26 protein-coding genes and 1 tRNA gene are annotated in these 26059 nt (G+C 67.9%); 13 read left to right on the top strand and 14 right to left on the bottom strand.

The window, feature by feature from the left end:
• Positions 1-4: 4 nt before the first annotated feature.
• From W7S_RS05385 to W7S_RS05340, 10 genes are all read right to left on the bottom strand, one after another.
• Entirely contained in the window at positions 5-874 is an 870-nt protein-coding gene (locus W7S_RS05385; RefSeq protein ID WP_008254267.1) for a patatin-like phospholipase family protein, read from the bottom strand.
• A gap of 24 nt (positions 875-898) precedes the next feature.
• On the bottom strand, positions 899-1789 hold the full coding sequence (locus W7S_RS05380; protein WP_008254266.1) for a class II glutamine amidotransferase: 891 nt from the start codon (positions 1787-1789) through the stop codon (positions 899-901).
• A gap of 28 nt (positions 1790-1817) precedes the next feature.
• Entirely contained in the window at positions 1818-2291 is a 474-nt protein-coding gene (locus W7S_RS05375) for an SRPBCC family protein (RefSeq protein WP_008254265.1), read from the bottom strand.
• A gap of 35 nt (positions 2292-2326) precedes the next feature.
• Entirely contained in the window at positions 2327-3958 is a 1632-nt protein-coding gene (locus W7S_RS05370) for a fatty acid--CoA ligase (RefSeq protein ID WP_008254264.1), read from the bottom strand.
• A 323-nt stretch (positions 3959-4281) separates the two neighbouring features.
• Positions 4282-5373 (bottom strand): YncE family protein, encoded by a 1092-nt coding sequence (locus tag W7S_RS05365; RefSeq protein ID WP_232525820.1) that lies wholly within the window; start codon positions 5371-5373, stop codon positions 4282-4284.
• Positions 5374-5770: 397 nt separating this feature from the next.
• The gene (locus W7S_RS05360; RefSeq protein WP_008254262.1) at positions 5771-6532 is read right to left on the bottom strand and encodes a DUF427 domain-containing protein; all 762 of its coding nucleotides are present in this window, start codon (positions 6530-6532) and stop codon (positions 5771-5773) included.
• Between the two features lie 83 nt (positions 6533-6615).
• Entirely contained in the window at positions 6616-7407 is a 792-nt protein-coding gene (locus W7S_RS05355; RefSeq protein WP_008254261.1) for a hypothetical protein, read from the bottom strand.
• An 85-nt stretch (positions 7408-7492) separates the two neighbouring features.
• Positions 7493-8710, bottom strand: a complete 1218-nt coding sequence (locus tag W7S_RS05350) for a bifunctional 2-polyprenyl-6-hydroxyphenol methylase/3-demethylubiquinol 3-O-methyltransferase UbiG (protein ID WP_008254260.1) — start codon at positions 8708-8710, stop codon at positions 7493-7495.
• 69 nt (positions 8711-8779) lie between these two features.
• Positions 8780-9193, bottom strand: a complete 414-nt coding sequence (locus tag W7S_RS05345) for a hypothetical protein (protein WP_232525819.1) — start codon at positions 9191-9193, stop codon at positions 8780-8782.
• A 96-nt stretch (positions 9194-9289) separates the two neighbouring features.
• Positions 9290-9363 (bottom strand) — tRNA-Leu (locus W7S_RS05340).
• Between the two features lie 350 nt (positions 9364-9713).
• On the opposite strand from W7S_RS05340, the gene W7S_RS05335 reads away from it, so the two are divergent.
• The 13 genes from W7S_RS05335 (at position 9714) to W7S_RS05275 (ending at position 23455) form a co-directional block, all read left to right on the top strand.
• Positions 9714-10598, top strand: coding sequence for a PE domain-containing protein (locus W7S_RS05335; RefSeq protein WP_008254258.1), 885 nt, complete (start codon positions 9714-9716; stop codon positions 10596-10598).
• 58 nt (positions 10599-10656) lie between these two features.
• Complete coding sequence (locus W7S_RS05330) at positions 10657-11811, top strand: PPE family protein (RefSeq protein ID WP_008254257.1); 1155 nt, start codon at positions 10657-10659, stop codon at positions 11809-11811.
• 161 nt (positions 11812-11972) lie between these two features.
• Positions 11973-12269, top strand: a complete 297-nt coding sequence (locus W7S_RS05325; RefSeq protein ID WP_003874404.1) for a WXG100 family type VII secretion target — start codon at positions 11973-11975, stop codon at positions 12267-12269.
• A gap of 41 nt (positions 12270-12310) precedes the next feature.
• Positions 12311-12595 carry a WXG100 family type VII secretion target gene (locus tag W7S_RS05320; protein ID WP_008254256.1) on the top strand — a complete coding sequence of 95 codons (285 nt, stop codon included), beginning with the start codon at positions 12311-12313 and terminating at the stop codon, positions 12593-12595.
• A 227-nt stretch (positions 12596-12822) separates the two neighbouring features.
• Positions 12823-13596 (top strand): response regulator transcription factor, encoded by a 774-nt coding sequence (locus W7S_RS05315; protein WP_008254249.1) that lies wholly within the window; start codon positions 12823-12825, stop codon positions 13594-13596.
• Positions 13593-15128 (top strand): cell wall metabolism sensor histidine kinase WalK, encoded by a 1536-nt coding sequence (locus W7S_RS05310; protein WP_014711052.1) that lies wholly within the window; start codon positions 13593-13595, stop codon positions 15126-15128. The genes W7S_RS05315 and W7S_RS05310 overlap by 4 nt, the downstream gene beginning before the upstream one ends.
• A gap of 159 nt (positions 15129-15287) precedes the next feature.
• Positions 15288-15371 (top strand): hypothetical protein, encoded by an 84-nt coding sequence (locus W7S_RS05305; RefSeq protein WP_008254247.1) that lies wholly within the window; start codon positions 15288-15290, stop codon positions 15369-15371.
• Positions 15368-15457 carry a potassium-transporting ATPase subunit F gene (locus W7S_RS05300; RefSeq protein ID WP_036428576.1) on the top strand — a complete coding sequence of 30 codons (90 nt, stop codon included), beginning with the start codon at positions 15368-15370 and terminating at the stop codon, positions 15455-15457. The genes W7S_RS05305 and W7S_RS05300 overlap by 4 nt, the downstream gene beginning before the upstream one ends.
• The gene (gene kdpA / locus W7S_RS05295; protein ID WP_008254246.1) at positions 15458-17128 is read left to right on the top strand and encodes a potassium-transporting ATPase subunit KdpA; all 1671 of its coding nucleotides are present in this window, start codon (positions 15458-15460) and stop codon (positions 17126-17128) included.
• Complete coding sequence (kdpB, locus tag W7S_RS05290; protein ID WP_008254245.1) at positions 17128-19287, top strand: potassium-transporting ATPase subunit KdpB; 2160 nt, start codon at positions 17128-17130, stop codon at positions 19285-19287. Before kdpA ends, kdpB begins: the two co-directional genes overlap by 1 nt.
• Position 19288: 1 nt before the next feature.
• On the top strand, positions 19289-20158 hold the full coding sequence (locus W7S_RS05285; RefSeq protein ID WP_008254244.1) for a potassium-transporting ATPase subunit C: 870 nt from the start codon (positions 19289-19291) through the stop codon (positions 20156-20158).
• A gap of 11 nt (positions 20159-20169) precedes the next feature.
• On the top strand, positions 20170-22725 hold the full coding sequence (locus W7S_RS05280) for a sensor histidine kinase KdpD (protein WP_036428573.1): 2556 nt from the start codon (positions 20170-20172) through the stop codon (positions 22723-22725).
• A gap of 49 nt (positions 22726-22774) precedes the next feature.
• The gene (locus W7S_RS05275; RefSeq protein WP_008254234.1) at positions 22775-23455 is read left to right on the top strand and encodes a response regulator; all 681 of its coding nucleotides are present in this window, start codon (positions 22775-22777) and stop codon (positions 23453-23455) included.
• Positions 23456-23514: 59 nt separating this feature from the next.
• On the opposite strand, the gene W7S_RS05270 is transcribed toward W7S_RS05275, so the two are convergent.
• The 4 genes from W7S_RS05270 to W7S_RS05255 form a co-directional block, all read right to left on the bottom strand.
• Entirely contained in the window at positions 23515-23820 is a 306-nt protein-coding gene (locus tag W7S_RS05270) for a hypothetical protein (protein WP_008254232.1), read from the bottom strand.
• A gap of 111 nt (positions 23821-23931) precedes the next feature.
• The gene (locus tag W7S_RS05265; RefSeq protein WP_008254229.1) at positions 23932-24882 is read right to left on the bottom strand and encodes a Ppx/GppA phosphatase family protein; all 951 of its coding nucleotides are present in this window, start codon (positions 24880-24882) and stop codon (positions 23932-23934) included.
• Positions 24876-25364, bottom strand: coding sequence for a DUF501 domain-containing protein (locus tag W7S_RS05260; RefSeq protein ID WP_008254226.1), 489 nt, complete (start codon positions 25362-25364; stop codon positions 24876-24878). The genes W7S_RS05265 and W7S_RS05260 overlap by 7 nt, the downstream gene beginning before the upstream one ends.
• Positions 25357-26058 carry a septum formation initiator family protein gene (locus W7S_RS05255; RefSeq protein WP_008254224.1) on the bottom strand — a complete coding sequence of 234 codons (702 nt, stop codon included), beginning with the start codon at positions 26056-26058 and terminating at the stop codon, positions 25357-25359. The genes W7S_RS05260 and W7S_RS05255 overlap by 8 nt, the downstream gene beginning before the upstream one ends.
• Position 26059 lies beyond the last annotated feature (1 nt).

Genomic DNA, 26059 nt, shown 5'->3' with positions numbered 1-26059 from the left:
TCCGTCACAAGCCCAGGAACCGGGCGAGGGCCGCGGCTTCGCGGCGACCCTGCTCGCGCCCGGCCAGGGCCGAGGGGATGCGGCAGCCCGGATCCAAGGCGTTGGGCCCGAAGGCGGCCAGCGAATCGGCGTCGGCGAACACCGCGAACGCCGCGCCGGGAAACGATGAGACCTCGGCGGCGGGCCCGGCGCCGAACGGCGACGGCACGTCGATGCCCGAGGGCACCAGCACCACCGCGACGTCACAGTCGGCGGCCACCACGAGGTTGACCGAGCTGGCCACCCCGCCGTCCATGTAGTGGCGGTCCGCGATCGCCACCGGCGGCCACGCCCCGGGCACCGCGCAGCTGGCCGCCACGGCATCGACGAGGTCGACGCCCGATTCGCGGTCGAAGACGGTCAGTTCTCCGGTGGCGACGTCGATGGCGGTGAGCCGCACCGCGCGCTCGGGCCACTCGTGCGACGGCAGGCGCTGCGCGATCACCTGGCGGCGCACCGGCGCGGGAACGGTTTCGGTCGCCAGGGCCACGGCCCCGATCCGCTGCATTTGTTGGCGGGTCTTGTCCAGCGGCTCCTCGTACGGCGCGGCCAGGGCGGTCAGGAACAGTTCGGTGATGGTGTCGACGTCGACGCCGGAGTCGATTTCGGCCGACGACTCGGAGACTTGCCGGTCGAACAGCTCGTCCAGCGTGTGGCCGCTGCCGAGCTGCGCGGCGACGGCCGAGCCCGCCGACGTCCCCACCAGCACGTCCGATTCGATCAACAGCCGGGCCGCGGCCGGCGACTCGTCGGCGATGCCCCGCAGAACACCTGTCTCCCAGGCGATTCCCGCGATCCCGCCACCCGCCAGCACCAGGGCGCGTTTGTTCGTCACGCTCACCAACTCTGCCAAACGTCCTCAGACCAGCCGCCGGGTGCTCGGCAGGGCGTGTTGCGAGTCCTCCACCGGCGTGCGCAGGTCCTCGCGGCGCAACAGCTGGTTGGGCGGGTCGGGCAGCACCAGGCTGCGGGTGAAGCGCAACCCGGCGTCGACGTGAATCAGCTCGCCGGGCTCGAGAAGGCGCCAGCGCGGGTCGGCGTCCATGCGTTCGGTGGCGAACACCACCGACGGCCGCGTGCACAGGTGCTCGGAGCGCGCGTGAATTCGTATGGTGTGCAAGTCGAATTCGGGGTCTTGGGACGCCACACCGTCGGATCGATCCAAGACGTAGAGCTCGTGGGTTTGCGGGTAACGCAGCGCCCACATGTCGGTGGCCGTGCTCAGCAGCACGTTGACCGCGTAGATCGGAACGTGCTCGGCGAGCCATCGCATGGCGTCGACGAGCCCCGCGGTGATGTCGCCGCCGCGGGCCCGGATCGAGCCGGTGATCAAGCCGAACACGCGCTCGGAGTCGGTGTCGCCCAATACCAAATCGGCGGTACCGATCTCGCGCAGCCGCTCGTCGATGATGTCCAGCCCTTCGAGGACGCCGTTGTGCGCGAAGATCCGGTCGTCCTGCATAAACGGGTGGGTGTTGCGGATGTCGAGCGAGCCGGTGGTGGCGTAGCGGACGTGGGCGATGACGGTGGTGCCGGTCAACCGGTGCGCCTCGGTCGCGAATGCGGCGTCCTGCCAGGCCGCTATCGGCTCCTTGTAGAGGTGCGGCGCGGCGTGCTCGTCGAAGATGCCCAGGCCGGTGCCGTCCGGGTTTCGCCGGCTCTGTTCGGACAGGCTGTCCGGCGCGTCCAGCAGCCAGAAGGTCGCGGTGCACGCGTGCGTCCCGGCGTGCAGGCCAAAGAGTCGGCACATGCCTTCACACCGTAACGGTTCGCGGCTCTCACTTCGTCAGCAAGCCCGACAGGTTGGCCAGCGCGCGCCGCGCGTAGCCCTTCCACATCCTGCCCAGCAGCGGGACCGCCCAGGCCGTGCGCGGCGACTTCGGGTGGATGTCCCAGCGCCAGGTGATCTCGGTTCCGGCGGCCGCCGGTGTGAAAATCCATTCGCCCACAACGTGATCGACCAGCAACGCCATCGGGCCGGTGACCTCGCAGAGCCGATAGCCGAACGAGCGCGGCGGGTCGACACTGGTCAGCTCCTCGCGCATGGTGGCGCCGCCGGCCAGGTGCACGATGCGGGTCTGCCCCGCCGCGTCCCAGGCGCCGGTCTGCTCGCGCACGTCGCGGATCGGCGGGAACGGGCCGTACCAGCGGTTGAACAGCGTGGGCAGTGGCATCGGCAGCGTCCGGCCGAACGCGTCGTGCACCGCGACCGGTGTGACGACGGATTGGTCGACGACGAGTGAATGTGTCACTGCCTCAAGCCTTTCCGGTCTCGTTGCGGCGTCGATCAGTCGCGGGCTTCGGCCACCTGGTAGCCGTCTTCGGCGTAGCGCGAGCGAATGGCTTTCTTGTCGTACTTGCCGACGCTGGTGCGGGGGATCTCGTCGACGAACGTCCACCGTTCGGGCAGCCACCACCGAGCGACCTTGTCCGCGAGGAAGTTTCGCAGCTGCCCCGGGCTGACCGACGCGCCCTCCTTGGCCACGATCACCGCGAGTGGGCGTTCCTCCCAGCGTTCGTCGGGGACGCCGACCACCGCGGCCTCGACCACCTCGGGGTGGCCGATGAGGACGTTCTCCAGCTCCACCGAGGAGATCCATTCCCCGCCGGATTTGATGACGTCCTTGGCCCGGTCGGTCAGCGTGACGAAACCGCGGCCGTCGATGCGGCCCACGTCGCCGGTGCGCAGCCAGCCGGAGTCGAACTTCGACTCGTCGTGGCCCAGGTAGTAGGAGCCGGCGATCCACGGGCCGCGGACCTCCACCTCCCCCACGGCGACGCCGTCGTTGGGCAGCACCTGGCCGTCGTCGTCGACGATCCGCATCTCCACCCCGCAGACCGGTTGGCCCTGGGTTCCGCGGAAGGCCCAGTGCTGGTCCTCGGGGGTGCCCGGCGGTGGCCAGGCCATGGTCGCCAGCGGCGACGTCTCCGTCATGCCCCACAGCTGCCGGATCTGCACGTCGTGCTTTTCCTCGAAGGTGCGCATCAGCGAGACCGGGACGGCCGAGCCGCCGCAGACCACCAGCCGCAGCGACGACAGGTCGTGGTCGGGGTCGTCCTCGAGGTGGTGCAGGACGGCGTTCCAGATCGTCGGCACCGCGCCGGTCACGGTGGGGCGCAGGTCTTCTACCATGCCGACCACCGATGCCGGGTCGAGGTGGCGATCCGGCAGCACCAAGTCGGCGCCGGCCATCAGCGCCGCGTACGGCAGTCCCCAGGCGTTGGCGTGGAACATCGGCACGATCGCCAGCACGCTGTCGACGGCCCCGACGCCGATGCCGTTCGTGGTGCACGCCGCCATGGTGTGCAGGTAACTCGAACGATGGCTGTACACCACGCCTTTCGGGTTGCCGGTGGTCCCGCTGGTGTAGCACATCGCCGCCGCGGATTTCTCGTCGATGTGCGGCCAGTCGAATTCGGTCGGCTCCGCGGCGATGGCGTCGGCGTAGTCCAGCACGGTCTTGCCCGATTCCCGCAGCGGTTCGGTGTCGCCCTCGCCGACGGCGATCACGGTGTGCACGGTCTCGAGGCGGGGCAGCACCGGGGCGAGCACGTTGATCAGGGAGGCGTCGACCAGCACCACCTGGTCTTCGGCTTCGTTGGCGACGTAGGCGATCTGTTCGGGGAACAGGCGGATGTTGAGGGTGTGCAGTACGGCGCCCATCGAGGGCACCGCCAGGTACGCCGTCAGGTGCTCGGAGTTGTTCCACATGAACGTCGCGACCCGTTGGTCACCGGTCACCCCGAGCCGGCGCAACGCATTCGCCAGCTGGGCGGCCCGGCAGCCCAGTTCCCGATAGCTCGTCGTGCGGTAGCCGTCCCCGGTGGCGGTGGTGACGGTGCGATCCCCGTGAACGCGGCAGCCATGGCGCATGATCGCGGTGATCGTCAACGGATAGTCCTGCATCGTGCCGTCCATCGATGTACCGCCTCACTCTCCGCGCGGCACCGTCCGTGCCAAGCCGCCGACCGCTTCCCACCCTAAGCCCGAATTCGGCGATCGTGGCAGACATCACCCGAGCCGGTGGCCGGGGACGTGGATCCCGTTCGGCCGGTACGGCTTTGGGGTGGCTCCTTCCGCGTCCTGGGCGGTTTCCGACGCCCGCCTCCATTGAGTGTGCGTCCCGGGATTTGAGGGTGAACGCTGGGCGGCGACACGCCGACGATCCCCGGCCCAGGATTCACACTCGAGGGCGAGGATTCACACACTCCGGGCGCCGCGCCGTCCCGCAATGCAGCCGGCTAGGCCAGCGCCGGCTCCCACTGGGGCACATCGAACAGCCAGCCCGCGGTCGCGTCCGGGTGATCCGCGTCGCCGCTGTGTGGCGTCTGGCCCGAGTCGATGCGCGCCGCGGTGAGCACTCCGGAGTAGTCGGCGACGTACAGGTGGCTGCCGTCGGGGCTTTCCAGCACGCAGGACGGGTTCTTGGTCACCGTGACCTCGCCGAGGACGTCGAGCGCGCGCATGCCCAGCACCGTGACGCGGTCGTCGCTGACCAGGTAGGCCCGCTCGCCGTCGCGGCTAAGCGTCATCCGCGCCAGCGGCCCGGTGATCTCGTTGATCTTGTGCGTCTTGACGAGTTTGTTCGCGCGGGTGTCGATGACGTCGAGCACCGAGCCCACGACCGGGCCGCAACTGGCGACGTATGCCGTGGCGCCGTCGCTGCTCAGCGCCACATCGCGGACGGGCAGACCGAGCTCGATCGTGCCGACCACGCGCGAGCGGCCGCCCACCCGGCCGCCATCGGATCGGGTGCGGGTTTCGACGACGGCAAGGCTGCCGCCGTTCGGCCCGTTGACCCCGACGTAGAGGCGCCGGCCGTCGGCGCTGGCCCGCACGCATGCGGTGGTCGTGCCGGGTGCGGTGGCCAGTTCGATCACCTCGAGTTCGCCCGTGGTGGTGTCCAGGACCGTCACGTCGGCGCCGCGAACGGCGTTTCGGCTCGCGTACAGGTGCTTTCCGTCGGCGCTCACCGTCAGGTCGCTCACGCTGTGCGCGATCGGGTGCGTCGCGATCCGCCAGTTCGTGACGACGTCGATGACTTCGATGGCGTCGTAGGCGGCGGTGGCGGTGCTGACGTAGGCGTAGTTCGCGTCCGCGCTGCTCATGGCGACGGCGGACGGTTCGCTGAGGCCGGCGAGGGTGCTCGAGACCCGAAGGGTGTGGGCGTCGATGACCGTTACCGCGTCGCGGGCATAGTTCGTGACGAGCAGCCGGCGACCGTCGCCGCTGAGGTCCATGTCGCTGATCGGGCCGTGGTGCACCGGGACTCGAACCACCGCGGTGTCGTCGACCGAGAACCCGGCCGCCGTTGGGTCGTATGCATCACTCACGCTGGTACCGCCTTTGCTGTGTTCGTCGGCCCTGGTGGCCAAGTGGCGCCGCCGCACACACGCGACGATTTGGCCTCCGGATCCACCGGCTTTCAGCACCGAAAGGCGCTGACGAGACTGGTTTTCGGTAGTCTACTGACCAAAATTCGCCTTAAAGCAGTTCAAAATGCTCGACGTTAGCTACGTCACTCCGCGCACTCAGGTTCTGCTCAGACTTTCAATCACGCTGTATCGCAATCGCTTACCCGTAGCGAAACGCATGCAAACCCTCTTCCGGCGGATTTTGCCTACACCGCTAACGATTCGCGTTTCCGCTCGACCGAGGCTTTAGTAAGGAATTCTCAGGATTTGCCGTCAGCGAGGCGAATATCACATCGCCGCCATTCGGCCGCCGCCGCTAGCTGAACTGCGTCTGCGGCCGCGCCAATGGGGCCCCGTCGACGACGATGTCGACCTTTTCGTTGTAGAAGGCGATCAGGCCGGCGATCTGACCGACCGCAGGCAGCGGATAGTGGTAGGTCCACGCCAGGTCCTCGTGCACGATGTCACCCACTCGCACCGACCAATATCCCGACGTCGTTCCCTTGTACGGGCACAACGTCTGCGTGATGCTGGGTTGCAGATGCTCGAAGACGACGTCGGTGGGGTCGATGTAATACCTTGTGGGCAAGCCTGTTTCGAACAGCAACACGGGACATTTGGTGTCCGCCAAGGTGATTCCGTCGAGCTCCACCCGGACATGGCGGTGCGAGCGCAGGGCGTCGACACGCGAATAGGGGTTGCGCGGGTGACCGTAGATCGGCTCGTCCTCTTCGAACCACCGCAATGGATTCCATTCGAACCGCACGGTGCCCGCCAGCGGGCTGTCGCTGTCGGCGTCGAATACCCGCGCGGCGGACGCATGCGTCTGGCCGCCGGCCACCAGGGTGTGCAGCCGCGATGGGCCGAATTGCACTGTCTGCGCGTGGTTCTCGTCGCGCAGGAACTCGGTGCGGACGTCGGCCAGCGGAATGTAGTACTGCGGGTAATAGGGGACCTCCCACACGTAGCGGGCGGCGGTGGTGTCGAAGACCAGCGCGTCGCCGAGAAAGCCACGGACCCGCCGGGGTGCGGGCTCGATCCTGCCCCGGGCGGCGGCCATTTGCGGATAGTCGGTCATGGTCGGTCGTATCCGGGCGTGTGGTGAATCCACACGATGCCCTCCGTCGGGCTGGGCGCGTTCATCACGACTCCTTGTGGGGTTCAGTGCCGCTTGTCGCGCACCTTGTACGTCGACGGCCACGACTTGCGGGACTCGTCTCCGGTCAACGGGGTTCCCATCCCGCCGACCTTGACGGCGTAGGCCTCCTTGCCCGGGCCCACCTCTCGGTTGGCGTGTTCCTGGGCGAGGAAGTACAGCTCGTCGATCGTGGCCTCGTCGTAGGCGACGAAGGAGGTTTCCCGCGCCACATCGTCGATCCCGACCAGCATCCGGTCGGGCAGCAGCCGCGAGGCCACCGCGGCCAGGCCCAGCAGCCCGAAGGGGATGATCCAGTAGCAGAGGAAGGACAGCGGGGTCTTGGTGTCCAGGATCAGGGCGTTCGTCGCGGGTCGTTGCACGATCGACGGGATCGCCGAGGACACCGTCATGGCGGCGAACGTCGCGACCCAGACCCAGCCGAGGACCTGGACGACGCGGCCGAACAGCTCGGTTTTGGCGACGTCGGGCGCGTGCTCCGCGGCGGCGAACTCGGCCACGAACGGCTTGCCGACCAGCATCCCGACCAGCGTCACCACCAAGATCCCGGCGTTGCTCAGCGTCAGTAGCCACCGCTCGAGGAACGACTGACTAAGCGTGAAAGTCAGCACGGCGAGGATCAAAAGCGCTGCGACAGAAGCGAAGTCAAAGAACTGCCACCGCCTGCCCGTCGCGCCGCCCAGGCCCAGGCCGGCGGCGGCGACCGCCAGCGCGACCAGTACCGCAGCGGCGAAGGGAACGTTTCCGACAAGGACCCAATACACGATCCACGGCGCGAGACCGAACAGCATGCCCATGCTGGGTCAGTGTATGAGTGACGGTTCGCTCCGGCGTGGGCAGGCCCAAAACGTTGGTCCGACGCTGAACCACGTCGACCGGGTGCTAATCCGACGACGTGTGCAGCGCCATCGCCAGGAAATCGAGGCGCCACAGCGACTGGAACAGCTGGTGCCCGAACTCGCGCACCCGCGTGCCGTCCTCCCGGCTGCCCTGGGCCACCGCATCGACGATTTCCCGTATGGTGCGCCGCCCGTCGACGTGCCGGACAAAGGGCAACTGGGCCGCGGTGAGTGTCAGCTTCGCGCCGGGTAGGTGAATCTCGTCGCCAGACAGCAGGCATGCCGTCCGCGGCAGGGGGACGTAATCGAGGGACGACGCCGTCGAGAAGTCGATCGCATAGTCCCGTGTCGAACGTTCGGGGCGGCAGGCGAGGAAGAAGTGGGTGGCATTGGCCGGCTGCAGGCGTTCCATCACCGACCACAGCGTGGCGTCGGGCAACCGGTTCAACAGCGACTGAAACGGACCCGTCTGCGCAGAGAGGCCGTCGTGGGGGTAATACGGCGAATTGCGCAGCCAACCCTGGAACGTCAGCCCGGCGGCGCCGACCAACTCCAGGCATTCCTCGACGGTGTAGCTGCGTTGGCGGGCGTGCAAGAAGGTGTCGACCAGCGCGCCGTCGGACATCAGGTCACGCGCGCCGTGCAGGTAGGGACGGACGGGATGGTCGGGCGGCAGCGCCGCAACCGCCTCCTTGACCAGCTGAACCGACGCGTCGTCCTGCGACAGGCCGAGGTCGCGAAACGCCGATTCGAGCAGCTCCACGCCGAACCGGCCGTATTTGGCGTAGAGCATGACCCCCAGGGCGCCGTCTCTGCGCAGGCATCCACCGAGCGCGCTGAGCCCGGCCAACGGATCCGCCAGGTGGTGCAAGACGCCGGTGGAGACGATGAGGTCGAAGTCGCGGGACAGCGCCGAGACCTCTTCGATGGCCAGCAAATGCAGTTCCAGGTTGGTCAGCTGATGCTTGTCCTTCAGGTACCGCTGGTGATCCAACGCGGCCCGGCTGACGTCGATCGCGACGACCCTGGCGGCGCGGTTCATGAAGGCGAAAACGGCCGCCTGGAACGTGCCGCAACCCGCGATGAGGATGTCGAGGTCCGGCTTGTATGCGCGGTTCGGCCACAACACGCGATGCGCATAGAAGGGATCGAACCAATCCCAATGGTTCTTGGTCCACGCCTCGAGATCGGTTACCGGGGGCGGATATTCCCACCGATCGTATTGGCGGGAGACGCCGTCAGCCCGCGGATCCTCGGACACCTTCGCGCTGGCTCCTTCGCGGTGGCGGCTCGCACAACGGTCTCGAGCAACTTACCGCGAGTGGGCTGTTCAGGGGCGGGTCGCCGTTGCGTCCCAGCCCTCGAGGTACGTGGACACGTCCTCGATGTCGTCGGCGCTTCTGCCGAGAATGCTTTTGACGGCCTTGCCGTGCACGTAGATCGTCACGGCCTGCGCGCTGGCCTTGTCGTCCTTGTTGAAGCGACTGACCAGCCACCGTTTGATGCTGTCGGAGATATCGGCCAGCAACAGCGACAGGAATTGGGTTGTGACGCCGGCGAGGATGTAAATGCTGACCGACTCCGGCGTGTGAACGGCGAACTTGCCGGGATCGGGCATTCGGAGGGTGACGTTGCGCCCTTCGCTGGCCAGCTCACTGCGCAGTGCGTCAACGTCTTGCCGGGAGCCCGGATCGAAAGCCGTACGAATCGTTGGTCTGAGCAATACCGCCGGCTGTCCATCCATCCCTGGACACTAGCGGTAAACCCGCACCGGCGCCGCGAGGCGGTGAATGCGGGCGTGGCGTCCACACGCGCGTGCGTGTTCGGACGCGTTTCGCGGTGCCCCCAGTCGGACTCGAACCGACACTTGACGGATTTTAAGTCCGCTGCCTCTGCCAATTGGGCTATGGGGGCCCGGCGGCGAATCTAGCGCGTGAAACCCGAACACGGGGCATCGCATCCCGGCCGGTATTTGCCAGACGTCCAACATGCGGGGGCCGTGTCCATCGATTAGGATCCGCGCGCCGCGCGCGATTTCTCCCTTTTCGCGCCCGCGATCAGATGACGTCCCGATGTCGTCCGACAGGGTCTTGTTAAAACTGCCGCCCTTGTCGTTAAGAAGCCGTAAACGACTGTAACCCCAGCTCATTGGGTGGGGAATGTGGAGTTGTGGCTCGCTAGCGTTACGCCAACGCACAGCGGCCGTTACGTGAACACACAGCGATCCACACCGGGGGTCGGCTCGTTCAGCATAGGAGCAACAGATGTCGTTTCTGACAACACAGACCGAGGAAATGCTAGCCGCGGAGACGTTGCTGTCCGGAATCAACAGCAACCTGGCGGCGCAAAACGCGGGCGCCGCGTCGGCGACGACCGTCATCGCTCCCGCCGCCGCCGACCCGGTGTCGGCCCAGCAGGCGGCGATCTTCTCGGCGTACGGCACCCAGTACCAGGCGATCGCCGCCGAGGCGCAGGCGCAGCTGGAAAAGTACTCGCAGACCCTGGGCATCAGCTCCAACAGTTACGGCGACACCGAGGCGGTCAACGCCAGCCAGGCCGCCGTTCAGGCTTTGGACGCCGCGGATTCCGGCACCGGCGCTGCCACGGGTTCCAACCCGATCGACATCCTTGCCTGGCTCCTGGGCTTCAACGGCCAGTCCAGCGGCGGCCTCGGCGGCATGTTCGGCCTGTCGAGCAACGGCGCCAACATCGGAAACATCGGCTTCGGAAACTGGGCGTCGGCCACGTCGAACCTCCTCGGCCTCGCCGGTGGCGGCCTGCTGGACACGTCCGGCGACGCCGCCGGTGCGGCCGCCGCGGCGGACCTGGCCACCTCGACCACGCCGGCCGGCGCCGGGGTGAGCGGCGTGGCGGGCGTGGGCGCGATGCCCGCCGCCGCGATGGGCCAGGCGACCATGGTCAACAAGCTCTCGGTGCCGCCGAGCTGGGCCGGTTCCACCCCGGTGGCCGGCTCGAGCGCCGCGCCGCTGCAGACCGTCGGCTGGACCGCCGCCGCGCCGCAGACCGGTGCCGGCACGGTGGTGCCCGGCATGCCCGGAGTGGGTGCGATGGGGCGCAACAGCGCCGGCTTCGGCGCGCCGCGCTACGGCGTCAAGCCGATCGTCATGCCGAAACCGGCGGCCGTCTAGGCGATCACGGCCACTCGTCAGACATCGAATCCGAACAGACAAGGAGCGGGAAACCCAGATGGTTCTTGACTTTTCAGCGATGCCCCCGGAGATCACCTCCTCGCTCATGTACGCGGGTGCGGGCTCGGCTCCGCTCATGGCCGCCGCGACGGCGTACGCCAACCTGGCCGCCGAGGTGAGCGCCACCGCCACGCAGTGGGAGTCGATCATCTCGCTTTTGACCACCGAACAGTGGACCGGCGGTGGGTCGGCCGCGGCGGCGGCCGCCGCCCAGCCCATCGTGTCCTACCTGACGGAGACGGCGACCACCCTCGAGCAGGCGAGCGCGCAGGCCACCGCGTCGGCGGCTGCCTACGAGGCGGCGTTCGCCGCGACGGTGCCCCCGCCGGTGATCGCGGCCAATCGGACGTTGCTGGCCACACTCGTCGCGACGAACTTCCTGGGCGTCAATTCGGCCGCGATCGCCGCGACCGAAGCGCAGTACGCCGAGATGTGGGTGCAAGACGCCACCATGATGGCCACCTATCAGGCCGCCTCGGCGGCAGCCGGGGTCCTCACCCCGGTGACGCCGCTGACGTCGACCACCGACCCGGCGCGAGCCGCGGCCGTGGACAACGGCGCGGTCGCCTTCGACGCGGCGAACAGCACGTCGCAGACGGCCGGCCTGGACCTGTCGTCGCTCATCACGTCGCCAACGAGCAGTGGCGGCCTGCTGCAGTCCATCGACAACTTGATGGGCACCCCGTCCTTCCTCAACGCCACCAACGGCGCCGTCAACACCGCGGCCTGGTGGGTGTGTGCCACGATCCCGAACGCGGTGTCGCTGGGGCACACGCTGGGATCGGTGCCGTCGATTCCGTTCTCGCTGGCCGACTCCGTCGCGCCGGCGGCGGGGGCGGCCGCCATCACGCCCGGCACGACGGTGGGCTCGGTGTCGGGCGCGGGCGCATCGGCGGCGCTGGGCGAGGCCTCCACCGTGGGCCGCCTCTCGGTGCCGGCCGGCTGGAACGCGGCCGCCCCGGCGTCGTCGTTGGCGTCGGCCACCGCTCCGCTCGAGGGTTCGGGCTGGACGGCCGCGGCCGAAGCGGAGGGCGTCACCGCGATGCCCGGCATGCCGGGCATGGCGGCGGCGGCCAAGGGCGCCGGCGCCTACGGCACCGGACCCCGGTACGGCTTCAAGCCGATCGTCATGCCCAAGCAGGTTGTCGTCTGAGGAGGGACGCTGATACGGGAATCAAGGGGGTACATGTCGCCCGTTTGAGGCGAACAATTAACCGGCAGGCCGTAATCTAGTTGAACCGCGGCCACCGCCGCATCAATTTCCATTGTTAAGACTTCGGCCGACTGAAGCTATCAAGATAGGAGACAGCCGAGATGGCAACACGTTTTATGACCGACCCGCACGAGATGCGGGCGATGGCGGGCCGTTTCGAGGTCCACGCCCAGACCGTCGAGGACGAGGCTCGCAAGATGTGGGCGTCGTCGATGAACATCGCGGGCGCGGGCTGGAGCGGCCAGGCGCAGGCGACGTCGTATGACACCATGGGCCAGGTCAACCAGGCCTTCCGCAACATCGTCAACATGCTCCACGGAGTGCGCGACGGGCTGATCCGCGACGCGAACAACTACGAGCAGCAAGAGCAGGCCTCGCAGCAGATCCTCAGCAGCTAGCCCAGAACTGCTGCTGCCCAACACTTTTAAGGAGCCATGTAATGAGCATTAACTACCAGTTCGGCGACGTAGACGCCCACGGCGCCCTGATCCGCGCCCAGGCCGCGTCCTTGGAGGCCGAGCACCAGGCCATCATTCGCGATGTGCTTGCTGCCGGCGACTTTTGGGGCGGTGCCGGTTCGGTCGCGTGCCAGGAGTTCATCACCCAGTTGGGTCGTAACTTCCAGGTGATCTACGAGCAGGCCAACTCCCACGGACAGAAGGTTCAGTCCGCGGGCAACAACATGGCCAGCACCGACAGCGCCGTCGGGTCCAGCTGGGCCTGACGCCTCGTCTCTTGAAAACGGGGCCGCGCACCGACCGGTGCGCGGCCCCGTTTCGCGTCTTCCGTCCACTCGACGAAACCCGCTCGGGCGCCGTCGTTTTGGAAGACCAACGCCCGTAACGCCGCAATGCACAGCGCCTTTCGAAAGCGTCGTAAGGCGCGCCTACATTTGAGAATTCTATGAACTCCGTGACAATCCGGTGTGTGACCGGCCAGAATTGAAGGAATATGACCGCAACGGCCGGATACTCAGGCTCGCAGCGGCCCCGCCAAGCCATCCTGGGGCAGCTGCCGCGGATCAACCGTGCCGATGGCTCACCGATCAGGGTTTTGCTGGTCGACGACGAGCCGGCGCTGACCAATCTGGTGAAGATGGCCCTGCACTACGAGGGCTGGGTGGTCGATATCGCCCACAACGGGCGCGAGGCCATGGCCAAGTTCGAGAGGGTCAGCCCCGACGTGCTCGTCCTCGACATCATGCTTCCCGACGTCGACGGGTTGCGGATCCTCGAACGGGTGCGCCAATCCGACGTCTACACCCCGACGCTTTTCCTGACCGCGCGCGACTCGGTCATGGACCGGGTGACCGGCCTGACCGCGGGCGCCGACGACTACATGACCAAACCGTTCAGCCTGGAGGAATTGGTCGCCCGGCTGCGCGGGTTGCTCCGCCGCTCCGGCCAGCCGCCCACGCCGACGGCCGAAACCCTCATCGTCGGCGACCTGCGGGTCGACACCGCCAGCCGGGAAGTCACCCGCGGTGACACCGCGGTGTCGCTTTCCTCCACCGAGTTCGAGTTGCTGCGCTTCCTCATGCGCAACCCGCGGCGCGCGCTGAGCCGCACCGAGATCCTGGACCGGGTGTGGAACTACGACTTCGCGGGGCGCACCAGCATCGTGGATCTCTACATCTCGTACCTGAGGAAAAAGATCGACTCCGGCCGGGAGCCGATGATTCACACGGTCCGCGGCGTGGGGTACATGCTCCGGCCGGCGGAATGACCGAAGACAAGGCCGCGACATCCGGGATCTTTCCCCGGTGGTTTCCCTCGTCGCTGCGCCGCCAGCTGCTGTTGGGCGTGCTGGCCGTGGTCAGCGTGGTGCTGGTGACCGTCGGCATCGTTTCCGTGCTCAGCCTGCGCGGCTATGTCAACGCCATGAGCGACGCCGACATCGCCGAGTCCCTTGACGCGTTCAGCCACCAGTACACGAAATACCGCAACGGCGAACACACTTCGACGCATCCGGGCACACCGCCGATCGGACAGGCGATGCTGGAATTCACCGGACAGACGCCGGGCAACCTGATCGCCGTGCTGCGCAACGGCGTGGTGATCGGGTCGGCGGTCTTCTCCGAAGGCGAACCGAAACCCGCGCCCGCCGACGTCATCAGCGCGCTGGAAGGGCAGACGTGGTCCGGCGGCCCACCCCGGACCGAAATACTGGGCAGGCTCGGGTCTTATCGCCTCGACAGCACCGTGGACGGCTCCGACGTGCTCGTGGTCGGGATGTCGCAGAACCTCGCCGACCGGATCATCGCGCGCAAGCAGATCACCACGATCGCGCTGACCGCCGGGGCGCTGGCCCTTACCGCGGCTCTGACCGGGTGGGTCGTCGGGTACACGCTTCGCCCGCTGCGCCGGCTCGGCGCGATCGCGGCCAACGTCGCCGCCATGCCGCTCGCCGACGACGACCACCGCATCAGCATCCGGGTCCAACCGCAGGACACCGACCCGCAAAACGAGGTCGGGATCGTCGGCCACACGCTGAACCGCTTGCTGGACAACGTCGACGGCGCGCTGGCGCATCGGGTCGAATCCGATTTGCGGATGCGGCAATTCATCAGCGACGCCAGCCACGAGCTGCGCACACCTTTGGCGGCGATTCAGGGCTACGCCGAACTCACCCGCCAGGACAGTTCGGAGCTGCCGCCGACCACCGAATACGCGCTGGCCCGCATCGAATCCGAGGCCCGGCGGATGGCGTTGCTCGTCGACGAGTTGCTGCTGCTTTCCCGGCTGGGTGAAGGGCAAGATCTGCAGTCCGAGGACGTCGACCTGGCCGCGGTGGCCAACAACGCGGTCAACGACGCGACGGTGGCAGCGCTGACCCACCACTGGGTCAAAGACCTGCCCGACCATCCGGTCTGGGTGCGGGGCGACCACGCCCGGCTGCACCAGTTGGTCAGCAACCTGCTGGGCAACGCCCGGGTGCACACACCGCCCGGGGTGACGGTGACGACCGGAATCACCTGCCACCGTGACGGTCCCGAACCGCCGTTCGTGGAATTGACCGTCACCGACGACGGGCCCGGCATCGATGAAGAGCTGCTGCCCAGGCTGTTCGAACGGTTCGTCCGCGCAGACAAATCGAGATCCGACGGCTCGGGTCACGGACTGGGCCTGCCGATCGTCAGTTCGATCGTCAAGGCCCATCATGGTTCGGTCACCGTCGAATCCACGGAGGACGAGACGGTTTTCCGGGTAAAGCTCCCCCTGATCGACGGGCCGCCACGGGGCGTTAATAAACCGTAAAGGTGCACGGTAGCCCCGTTAGGAAACCGTCAACCACACACCCTCACCGCACGCCACCCGGTTAGTTTCAATCGGACGTTGGCCCGCGGCTGTCGCGCGACGGTGGGGCTACTCGGGGTCCCTTGCGTATGCGCGTGATTGGCGCGGAACGGAGACGAGATGGGCGTGGCGGTGTACGTCGTGCTGACCGTGGCGGTGTTCGCCGCACTCGGCGTGGCTCAGAAGCTGGTCGAGCGGCTATGAACTACCAAAACACGGTCGGCTTGGTGCTTTCCGTCCTCGTTGCGCTCTACGTCGGGGGCGCCCTGCTGTTCCCCGAGAGGTTCTGAGTGAGCACGACAACGGCCGGGATCGTTTTCCTCGTTGTCCTCGTCGCGGCGGTGGCGGTTGTCCACGTGCCCTTCGGGGACTACATGTTTCGCGTGTACGCCGCGGAGAAGGATTCGTCTGTCGAGCGGATGATCTATCGGCTGATCGGCGTCGACGCGCGCTCGGAACAGACCTGGGGGGCCTATGCCCGAAGCGTACTGGCGTTCTCGTCGATCAGCATTCTGTTCTTGTTCGTCTTCCAACTCGTCCAGGGCAAGTTGCCGCTGCACCTGCATGACCCGGCCACCAAGCTGACGCCCTCGCTGGCGTGGAACACCGCGGTCAGCTTCGTCACCAACACCAACTGGCAGGCCTACTCCGGCGAGACGACACAGGGACATCTCGTGCAGATGGCCGGCCTGGCGGTGCAGAACTTCGTGTCCGCCGCCGTCGGGATGGCGGTCGCCGTGGCGCTGGTGCGCGGGTTCGCCCGCACCCGCACCGGCGAGCTCGGCAACTTCTGGGTCGACCTGGTGCGCGGGACGCTGCGGATCCTGTTGCCCGTCGCCATCGTCAGCGCGATCCTGCTGATCGCCGGTGGGGCGATCCAGAACTTCCACCTGCACGACCAGGTGGTCACCACCGTCGGCGGCGCCCAGCAGACCATCACCGGCGGACCGGTGGCCAGCCAGGAGGTCATCAAGGAACTCGGCACCAACGGTGGCGGCTTCTACAACGCGAATTCCGCGCACCCGTTTGAGAACCCGACCGGCTGGACCAACTGGCTGGAGATCTTCCTCATCCTGGTGATCGGGTTCTCACTGCCCCGCACGTTCGGGCGCATGGTCGGTAACACCAAGCAGGGCTACGCGATTGCGGCCGTGATGGCGACGCTGTACATGATCAGCACCACCTTCATGCTGTGGTTCCAGACGCAGCACCACGGCACGGTGCCGACGGCCGTCGGCGCGGCGACGGAGGGGGTCGAGCAGCGCTTCGGCGTCGCCGACTCGGGGGTGTTCGCCGCTGCGACAACGCTCACATCCACCGGCGCAGTCGATTCCGCGCACGACTCGCTGACCAGCCTGGGCGGCATGATCACGATGTTCAACATGCAGCTGGGTGAGGTCGCGCCCGGCGGCACCGGCTCCGGCCTGTACGGCATTCTGGTGCTGGCGGTGATCACGGTGTTCGTCGCCGGCCTGATGGTCGGACGCACCCCCGAATACCTCGGCAAGAAGATCACCCCGCGCGAGATCAAGCTTGCCGCAAGCTATTTCCTCGTCACTCCGCTGATTGTCCTGACCGGCACCGCGATCGCGATGGCGTTGCCCGGCCAACGCGCCGGCATGCTCAATAGCGGACCGCACGGACTCTCCGAAATCCTCTACGCGTTCACCTCGGCGGCCAACAACAACGGGTCGGCCTTCGCCGGGCTGAGCGCCAACACCGACTGGTACAACACCGCTCTCGGCCTGGCCATGGCCTTCGGCCGGTTCCTGCCCATCGTGCTCGTGCTGGCGCTGGCCGGATCGCTGGCCCGGCAAGGCAGCACACCGGTCTCGGCGGGCACCTTGCCCACGCACCGGCCGCAGTTCGTGGGCATGGTCGCGGGCGTCACGTTGATCATCGTTGCCCTGACGTTCTTGCCCATGCTCGCGCTCGGGCCCCTCGCCGAAGGGATTCACTGATGACCGCCACCGCGATCCAGCCGGCCGAGCAGACGCGACCGGCGGCGTCCACCGGCAGAAAACGGGTGCAGGGCGGCCTGCTCGACCCGAGGATGCTGTGGCGCTCGACCCCGGACGCGCTGCGAAAACTCAACCCCCGCACCCTGTGGCGCAACCCGGTGATGTTCATCGTCGAAATCGGCGCCGCCTGGAGCACCGTCCTGGCGGTCGCCGCGCCGAGCTGGTTCGCGTGGCTGGCCGTGATCTGGTTGTGGCTGACCGTGCTGTTCGCCAATCTCGCCGAAGCGGTCGCCGAGGGGCGGGGCAAGGCCCAGGCCGAAACGCTGCGCCGAGCCAAAACGCAAACCGTCGCCCGGCGGCTCAAGGACTGGGTACCGGGGGCCGCCGCGGTCGAGGAAGCCGTCGCCGCGGCGCAACTGCGGCAGGGCGACATCGTCGTGGTCGAGGCCGGCCAGGCGATCCCCGGCGACGGTGACGTGGTGGAAGGCATTGCCTCCGTGGACGAATCGGCCATCACGGGCGAGTCGGCGCCGGTGATCCGGGAGTCCGGCGGCGACCGATCGGCGGTCACCGGCGGCACCACCGTGCTGAGCGACCGGATCGTCGTCAAGATCACCCAGAAGCCCGGCGAGAGCTTCATCGACCGGATGATCGCGCTCGTCGAGGGCGCCAACCGGCAGAAGACCCCGAACGAGATCGCGCTGAACATCCTGCTGGCCGCGTTGACGATCATCTTCGTCTTCGCCGTCGTGACCTTGCAGCCGCTGGCCATCTACTCCAAGGCGAACAACCCCGGCGTCCCGGATAGCCAGGCGCTGGACGCCGGCGGCGTGACCGGGATCGTGATGGTGTCGCTGCTGGTGTGCCTGATCCCGACCACCATCGGCGCGCTGCTGTCGGCCATCGGCATCGCCGGCATGGACCGGCTGGTGCAGCGCAACGTGCTCGCCATGTCCGGGCGGGCGGTGGAGGCCGCCGGCGACGTCAACACCCTGCTGCTGGACAAGACGGGCACCATCACGCTGGGCAACCGGCAGGCCGCCGCCTTCATCCCCCTCGACGGAGTGTCGCCCGAACAACTGGCCGACGCCGCGCAATTGTCCAGCCTCGCCGACGAAACACCCGAGGGCCGTTCGGTTGTCGTGTTCGCCAAGCAGCACTTCGGACTGCGTGCCCGCACACCGGGCGAGCTGGCACAGGCCCACTGGGTCGCCTTCTCCGCCACCACCCGGATGTCGGGCGCCGATCTCGATGGGGTCGACGGCACCCAGCTGCGCAAGGGCGCCGCCAGCTCGGTCGCGGAATGGGTGCGCGGCCACGGGGGCGACGTCCCCGCGCAGCTCGGCGAGATCGTCGACGGCGTCTCCGCCGGCGGTGGCACGCCGTTGGTCGTCGGGGAATGCGTCGACGGGCACGCGAGGGTGCTCGGTGTCATCCACCTCAAAGACGTCGTCAAGCAGGGCATGCGGGATCGGTTCGACGAGATGCGCCGGATGGGCATCCGGACGGTGATGATCACCGGCGATAACCCGTTGACCGCCAAGGCGATTGCCGACGAGGCCGGGGTCGACGACTTCCTGGCCGAGGCCACCCCGGAGGACAAGCTCGCGTTGATCAAGCGCGAGCAGGCCGGCGGCAAACTGGTGGCGATGACCGGCGACGGCACCAACGACGCGCCCGCCTTGGCGCAGGCCGACGTGGGCGTGGCGATGAACACCGGCACGTCGGCCGCCAAAGAGGCCGGCAACATGGTCGACCTCGACTCCGATCCCACCAAGCTCATCGAGATCGTGGAGATCGGCAAGCAGCTGCTGATCACCCGCGGGGCGCTGACGACCTTTTCGATCGCCAACGACATCGCGAAGTACTTCGCGATCATCCCGGCGATGTTCGTCGCGCTGTTCCCCGGCCTGGACCTGATCAACGTGATGCGGCTGCACAGCCCGCAATCGGCGATCCTGTCCGCGGTCGTCTTCAACGCGATCGTCATCGTGTTGCTGATCCCGCTCTCGCTGCGCGGTGTGCGGTACACGCCGAGCAGCGCGTCAAAACTGTTGAGCCGCAACCTGTATGTCTACGGTCTGGGCGGCATCGTCGCCCCGTTCGCCGGAATCAAGGCGATCGACCTGATCGTCCAATTCATCCCCGGGATGTCCTGATATGACGAATTTCGTCCGCCTGCACTGGGCGGCACTGCGTGCGCTGCTGGTGCTGACCGCGATCACCGGTCTGGCCTATCCCCTGTTCGTCTGGGCCGTCGCGCAGCTTCCGGGATTGCGGGAGCACGCCGAGGGGTCCATCCTCACCGCGGACGGTAAGCCGGTGGGCAGCAGGTTGATCGGCCAGTCCTTCACCGACTCCGGCGGCAACCCGTTGCCGCAATACTTCCAGAGCCGACCCTCGGCGGCCGGCGCCGGTTACGACCCGACCTCGTCGGGCGGCAGCAACCTGGGGCCGGAAAGCATCGTCGACGCGCCCGGCAAGCCGAGCCTGCTGACGCAGGTGTGTGCGCGCAGTGCCGCGCTGGGCAGGCTGGAGGGTGTCGACGGGTCGCGGCCGTTCTGCACCGGCGGCGGTGTGGGTGCGGTGCTGTCGGTGATCGGCCCGCGCGACGCGCGTGGAAACGTCATGCACCCGACCCGGGTGGTCAGCGTCAACGAGCCGTGCGGCTCGACGCCGGCGCCGTTCCTGACCCTCTACCAGGAGGTGCGCGTCGAATGCGCCCAAACCGGAGAGGACTACTCGATCGGACAGACCGTGCCCGTTCGCGGCGCCGCGCCCGCCAGCCCGGCCGTGCCGGCCGACGCGGTCACCGCCGGCGGCAGCGGCCTCGATCCGAACATCTCGACGGCCTACGCCGACATCCAAGTGGCGCGGGTCGCCCACGCCCGCCGTGTCAGCCCGGAACAGATCCGTGCGGTGGTGGCGGAGAACCGGAGCGGCCGCGCGCTGGGGTTTTTCGGTGAGCCGTGCGTCAATGTGCTGCAACTCAACCTGCAACTCGACCACCGGTATCCCGTCACGAGTTAGCGCCAAGGGGGATGATGGTTGGCGTGAGTGACGTCAACCTCCACGGCCGCCAACCCAGGCGGGGGGAGCTACGCATCTACCTCGGTGCCGCTCCGGGCGTGGGTAAGACGTATTCGATGCTGGGCGAGGCGCATCGGCGGCTGGAGCGGGGCACCGATCTGGTGGCGGGCGTGGTGGAAACCCATGGGCGTGCGAAAACCGCTGAGCTGCTTGAGGGCATCGAGATCATTCCGCCGCGCTATATCGAGTATCGCGGCGGCCGCTTCCCCGAGCTTGACGTGCCGGCCGTGCTGGCGCGCCGCCCGCAGGTCGTCCTCGTCGACGAACTCGCGCACACCAACGCGCCGGGCAGCAAGAACCCCAAGCGATGGCAGGACGTCGAGGAGTTGCTCGACGCCGGGATCACGGTGATCTCCACGGTCAACGTGCAGCACCTGGAAAGCCTCAACGACGTCGTCGCCCAGATCACCGGGATCGAGCAGAAGGAGACCGTCCCGGACCTGATCGTGCGGCAGGCCGCACAGGTCGAACTCATCGATATCACGCCAGAGGCGTTGCGGCGCAGGTTGTCTCATGGAAATGTTTACGCTCCCGATCGCATCGATGCGGCGTTGTCGAACTACTTTCGTCGCGGAAACCTCACCGCGCTAAGGGAACTGGCGCTGCTATGGCTCGCCGACCAGGTCGATACGGCGCTGGCAAAATACCGGGCCGAGAACAAGATCACCGACATGTGGGAGGCCCGCGAGCGGGTTGTCGTCGCGGTCACCGGTGGGCCCGAATCCGAGACGTTGGTGCGACGGGCGTCCCGGATCGCGTCGAAGTCCACCGCCGAGCTCATGGTGGTCCACGTCGTCCGCGGCGACGGCCTGGCCGGCCTGTCGGAATCCCGGATGGCCAAGATCCGCGAGTTGGCGACCAGCCTGGACGCTTCGCTGCACACCGTCGTCGGCGACGACGTGCCCACCGCCCTACTCGAGTTCGCGCGCGAGATGAACGCCACGCAGCTGGTGATCGGCACCTCGCGGCGGTCGCGCTGGGCGCGCCTGTTCGAGGAGGGCATCGGCCCGAGGATCGTCGAGCTGTCCGGCAAGATCGACGTGCATCTGGTCACCCACGAGGAGGCCAAGCGCGGATTTCGCACGGCCTCGCTCGCGCCGCGCGAACGAAGGGTGACGTCGTGGCTGGCGGCGCTCATCGTGCCGTCGATCATCTGCGCGATCACCGTCACGGCGCTGGATCCCTACCTGGACACCGGCGGCGAGAGCGCCTTGTTCTTTGTGGGGGTGCTGCTGGTCGGGTTGTTCGGAGGCGTTGCGCCCGCGGCGCTTTCGGCGATGCTGTCCGGGCTGCTGCTCAACTACTTTTTGATTGCCCCGCGGCACAGCTTCACCATCGCCGAACCCAACAGCGCCATCACCGAATTGGTGCTGCTGCTGATCGCGGTCGCGGTGGCGGTGCTGGTCGATTTCGCGGCCAAACGCACCCGGGAAGCCCGCCGCGCGTCGCAGGAGGCCGAGCTGCTGACCCTGTTCGCCGGTTCGGTGCTGCGCGGCGCCGACCTCGAAACGCTGCTCGAACGGGTGCGTGAGACGTACGCCCAGCGCGCGGTCGCGATGTTGCGCGGGGCCGGCGAGGAAGCGCGCGGCGGCACCACGAGCGACGTCGTCGCCTGTGTGGGCAGGGATCCCTGCGTCACCGTCGATTCCGCGGACACCGCGATCGAGGTCGGTGACGACGAATTCTGGATGCTGCTGGCGGGCCGAAAGCTCTCGGCGCGGGACCGGCGGGTGCTGTCCGCGGTGGCCAGGCAGGCGGCCGGTTTGATCAGGCAGCGCGAACTCGCCGAGGAGGCCAGCCGAACCGAGGCGGTCGTGCGGGCCGACGAACTGCGGCGCTCGCTGCTGTCCGCGGTCAGCCATGACCTGCGCACGCCGCTGGCGGCGGCCAAGGTCGCGGTGTCCAGCCTGCGCGCCGAGGACGTCGCCTTCTCCGCCACCGACACCGCGGAGTTGCTGGCGACGATCGAGGAGTCCATCGACCAACTCACCGCGCTGGTCGGCAACCTGCTCGATTCCTCGCGGCTGGCCGCTGGGGTGATCCACCCCGAGCTGAGCCGGGTGTACCTCGAGGAAACCGTGCAACGCGCGCTGGTCAGCATCGGCAAGGGCGCCACCGGCTATTTCCGGTCCGCCATCGACCGCGTCAAGGTGGACGTGGGCGACGCCATGGTGATGGCCGACGCCGGGCTGCTGGAGCGCGTGCTGGCCAACCTGATCGACAACGCGCTGCGCTACGCGCCCCACTGCCTGGTCCGGGTCAACGCCGGGCGGGTGGGCGATCGGGTGCTGATCAACGTCATCGACGAGGGCCCCGGAATCCCCCACGGGGCCGAGGAACAGATCTTCGAAGCGTTTCAGCGGCTCGGCGATCACGACAACACCACCGGCGTCGGTCTGGGGATGTCGGTGGCGCGGGGCTTCGTCGAGGCGATGGGCGGGACCATAACGGCCACCGACACTCCGGGAGGCGGGCTGACCGTGATCGTGGAAATGGCTGCGCCGTGACGCGCGCCGGCGACGATGCAGAGCGCAGCGATGAGGAGGAGCGGCGCATATGACCCGCGTATTGGTGATCGACGACGAGCCGCATATCCTGCGCGCGCTGCGCATCAACCTGTCCGTGCGGGGCTATGAGGTGGTCACCGCGTCGAGCGGCGCGGGCGCGCTGCGCGCCGCCGCCGAGCACAAGCCCGACGTAGTGATCCTCGACCTCGGCCTGCCCGACATCTCCGGGATCGACGTCCTGGCGGGTCTGCGCGGGTGGCTCACCGCACCGGTGATCGTGTTGTCCGCGCGCACCGACTCGTCGGACAAAGTGGAGGCGCTCGACGCCGGCGCCGACGACTATGTCACCAAACCCTTTGGGATGGACGAGTTCCTGGCCCGGCTGCGCGCGGCGGTCCGCCGTAACACCGCAGCATCCGAAGTCGAGCAGCCGGTGATCGAAACAGAGTCGTTCACGGTCGATTTGGCCGCCAAGAAGGTCAGCAAGAACGGCGGCGAGGTCCACCTCACCCCCACCGAGTGGGGAATGCTCGAGGTACTCGTGCGCAATCGCGGCAAGTTGGTCGGCCGCGAGGAGCTCCTCAAGGAGGTGTGGGGCCCGGCGTATGCCACCGAAACCCATTACCTACGGGTGTATCTCGCGCAGCTGCGCCGCAAGCTCGAAGACGACCCGTCGAACCCCAAACACCTGCTGACCGAGTCGGGCATGGGCTACCGCTTCGAGGTATGACGCCCGCGGTCGTCGACATAGTCCCATCCGCCACACGCGTCCCTCCGGAGCAGGACATGTCAATTGCCCACCTCCGAGCGACAACCCGCGGCCTCGCGCAACGCCAGCACGCGCTGATGAATTCGATGCTCGGTGCTGCGCGGCAGGTAGCCGGGGCCGTACCTTCCTCGCCCTAGTCGCCGTACCCGCCCACGACCGATCTCCCACCGCAGCGCGTCCGAAATCGCCTTCGACGGCCTGCCGTGCACCGAGAAGCGGTGCCAGTTCAAGGCTTCGATCAATTCGTCGATGGTTGCCGGCCCGTGAACGGCCAGCTGCATCGTGAGCACGTAACGCAGCTCGATGCCTTTGAGTGCATGGTTCATTCCGGGACGGTCGCACAGGGGTACGACACCGCCGAAGTTGTCGCTCGGAGGTGGGCAATTGACATGTCCTCCTCCGGAGGGGCGCATGTGGCGGGTGTGACTAAACCCGGCCTATTCGGCGATCGACAGCACGATGCCGTCCAAAATGTCGTGCTCGCTCACCGTCAACTCCTCGATACCCGCACGGGCGCGCAACTCGCGGGCCAACTCCTCCACCACAATCGCACCACCGCCGATCACGTCGGCCCGCCCCTCGTGCATCGGCGGCAGCGCAGCGCGCTCGGAGCGCGTCATCCCGATCAGCCGTTCACACACCGCCAACAGATCCGCACCGGCGACGCGTGAAAGATGAATGGCCGCAGAGTCATACGCCGGCAAGTCGTGCGCCAGCGCGGACAGGGTGGTCATCGTCCCGGCCAATCCGACCCACGTCCGCGCGCCCTCGACGGGCACCACGCCCAGCGCGACCTCGAGCCGCTCGCGCACCACCTGCCGGGCCGCCGCCACTTCCGCGGGCGTCGGCGGGTCCGAATGCAGGCAACGCTCGGTCAGCCGGACGCAGCCGATGTCGGCCGAGTAGCTGGCCACCACCGCCTCGCCCCCCCCGACGATTTCGGTGGAGCCCCCACCGAGGTCGACGACGACGAAAGGTCCGGCCCCACCGTCCAATTCGCCGACCGCGCCGCGGAACGACAGCTCGGCCTCCTCGGCGCCGCTGATGACCTCGGCCACCGCACCGGGCAGCACCGCGCCCAACACGTCGGCCGTCATCGCGAAGAAGTCGTCGCGGTTGGCGACATCGCGGGCCGCCGAGGTCGCCACCATCCGCACGCGCTCCACCCCATGCGTTTTCAGCAGCGCGGCGTAGTCCGCCAACGCGGCCCGGGTGCGGGCTATGGCCTCGGCCGCGAACTCGCCGGTCGCGTCGACACCCTGGCCGAGCCGCACGATCCGCGTCTCCCGATGCACGTCACGCAGCCGCCCCGACCCTTCAACATCGGCGATCAACAAGCGAATTGAGTTGGTACCGCAGTCGATTCCCGCGAGCCTGCCGTTCACCATTGGCCCTCCACCAAGATGCCCGCCATCGCGGGCTCGCCGGCCAGCATCGCCAGCGCCTCGTCGCCGAACGGATTCACGCCCGGCCCCTTGGCCAGCGAATGCGCGATCAGCACGTGCAGACACTTGACCCGGTCGGGCATCCCGCCGCCGGTGAAGGTCGTCCCCAACGATTCGATCGCGTCACGCTCGGCCAGATAGGACTCGTGCGCGCGCCGGTACGCGGCCGCCAGGTCCTCGTCGCGGCCCAGCCGCTCGGTCATCTCGCGCATCAATCCCGTCGTCTCGAGCCTGCTCGCCGCCGCCGTCAGCGCCGGATGTGTCAGGTAGTACAGCGTCGGAAACGGCGTTCCGTCAGGCAATTTCGGCGCGGTCTTCACCACGCCGGGTTCGCCGTTGGGACACCGGTAGGCGATTTCGAGCACCCCGCGCGGCTCCCGCCCGAGCTGGCGGGCCACCGCGTCCAGGTCGGCACGATCAACCACCGGGACCGGGGGAATTCGGCGCGGACGGACCCGGTTCGGCCGGCGGGGCCGGGGCTTCGGCGGGCGGCGGCGCGGGAGGCGGCGCGGCCGGCGGCAGGTGCGGGGCGTCGGCGATGGTGTGCCACAGCGACGTGTACCACGGGTCGTTGTTGACCGGTTTCGCCGACGGGGACCCCGGCTGGGTCGGCTCGGCCGCCGACGGGGGAAGCTGAACCTGGAACGGGATGTCGCCGGGCTTTACGAAGCCGAGCCGCTCGCGGGCCTGCGCCGCAATGTAGGCCGGGTCACCGAGTTTGGTCTTTCGCTGCTCCAAATCCGCGATCTGACGGCGCAGCGCCGCCTCGCTGGCGGCCAGCTGATTCATCTCGGTGCGCTGCGCGAAATAGGTGCGCACCGGTCCGGCGATCGTCAGCGTCAGCACGCAGATCACCGCGGCCAGCACCGCCGCGCGTCGCGCGGTGAAACCGAGCCGTTGCTCGGAGCGCTGCTCAACCGATTCGGCGGCCTGCCGGGCGATGGGTTCGACGACATGCTCTTGCTGCGCGGTGTTGCGGCCGCCGTGGTTGGCCGTGGGCGATGTCCGCGCGGACGGCTTCGACGACGGCTTGGCCGACCGAGGGCGCCGAACCGAAGCGCCGGCCTTCCCCGGACGCGATGCCGGGGAACGCCGCTTCGGATCCGGCTTGCTGGGCAAG

The organism is Mycobacterium sp. MOTT36Y (assembly GCF_000262165.1).
In the GTDB taxonomy this organism is placed as follows: Bacteria; Actinomycetota; Actinomycetes; order Mycobacteriales; family Mycobacteriaceae; genus Mycobacterium; species Mycobacterium intracellulare.
This window is presented reverse-complemented; position numbering and strand designations above follow the sequence as displayed.

What these genes read in the sequence shown, in the direction of transcription:
- W7S_RS05380 (WP_008254266.1), bottom strand. Translation starts at nt 1,789, where the DNA reads ATGTGCCGACTCTTTGGCCTGCACGCCGGGACGCACGCGTGCACCGCG.
- W7S_RS05370 (WP_008254264.1), bottom strand. Translation starts at nt 3,958, where the DNA reads ATGGACGGCACGATGCAGGACTATCCGTTGACGATCACCGCGATCATG.
- W7S_RS05360 (WP_008254262.1), bottom strand. Translation starts at nt 6,532, where the DNA reads ATGACCGACTATCCGCAAATGGCCGCCGCCCGGGGCAGGATCGAGCCC.
- W7S_RS05355 (WP_008254261.1), bottom strand. Translation starts at nt 7,407, where the DNA reads ATGGGCATGCTGTTCGGTCTCGCGCCGTGGATCGTGTATTGGGTCCTT.
- W7S_RS05345 (WP_232525819.1), bottom strand. Translation starts at nt 9,193, where the DNA reads ATGGATGGACAGCCGGCGGTATTGCTCAGACCAACGATTCGTACGGCT.
- W7S_RS05335 (WP_008254258.1), top strand. Translation starts at nt 9,714, where the DNA reads ATGTCGTTTCTGACAACACAGACCGAGGAAATGCTAGCCGCGGAGACG.
- W7S_RS05330 (WP_008254257.1), top strand. Translation starts at nt 10,657, where the DNA reads ATGGTTCTTGACTTTTCAGCGATGCCCCCGGAGATCACCTCCTCGCTC.
- W7S_RS05325 (WP_003874404.1), top strand. Translation starts at nt 11,973, where the DNA reads ATGGCAACACGTTTTATGACCGACCCGCACGAGATGCGGGCGATGGCG.
- W7S_RS05320 (WP_008254256.1), top strand. Translation starts at nt 12,311, where the DNA reads ATGAGCATTAACTACCAGTTCGGCGACGTAGACGCCCACGGCGCCCTG.
- W7S_RS05315 (WP_008254249.1), top strand. Translation starts at nt 12,823, where the DNA reads ATGACCGCAACGGCCGGATACTCAGGCTCGCAGCGGCCCCGCCAAGCC.
- W7S_RS05310 (WP_014711052.1), top strand. Translation starts at nt 13,593, where the DNA reads ATGACCGAAGACAAGGCCGCGACATCCGGGATCTTTCCCCGGTGGTTT.
- W7S_RS05305 (WP_008254247.1), top strand. Translation starts at nt 15,288, where the DNA reads ATGGGCGTGGCGGTGTACGTCGTGCTGACCGTGGCGGTGTTCGCCGCA.
- W7S_RS05300 (WP_036428576.1), top strand. Translation starts at nt 15,368, where the DNA reads ATGAACTACCAAAACACGGTCGGCTTGGTGCTTTCCGTCCTCGTTGCG.
- kdpB (WP_008254245.1), top strand. Translation starts at nt 17,128, where the DNA reads ATGACCGCCACCGCGATCCAGCCGGCCGAGCAGACGCGACCGGCGGCG.
- W7S_RS05285 (WP_008254244.1), top strand. Translation starts at nt 19,289, where the DNA reads ATGACGAATTTCGTCCGCCTGCACTGGGCGGCACTGCGTGCGCTGCTG.
- W7S_RS05280 (WP_036428573.1), top strand. Translation starts at nt 20,170, where the DNA reads ATGATGGTTGGCGTGAGTGACGTCAACCTCCACGGCCGCCAACCCAGG.
- W7S_RS05275 (WP_008254234.1), top strand. Translation starts at nt 22,775, where the DNA reads ATGACCCGCGTATTGGTGATCGACGACGAGCCGCATATCCTGCGCGCG.
- W7S_RS05270 (WP_008254232.1), bottom strand. Translation starts at nt 23,820, where the DNA reads ATGAACCATGCACTCAAAGGCATCGAGCTGCGTTACGTGCTCACGATG.
- W7S_RS05265 (WP_008254229.1), bottom strand. Translation starts at nt 24,882, where the DNA reads ATGGTGAACGGCAGGCTCGCGGGAATCGACTGCGGTACCAACTCAATT.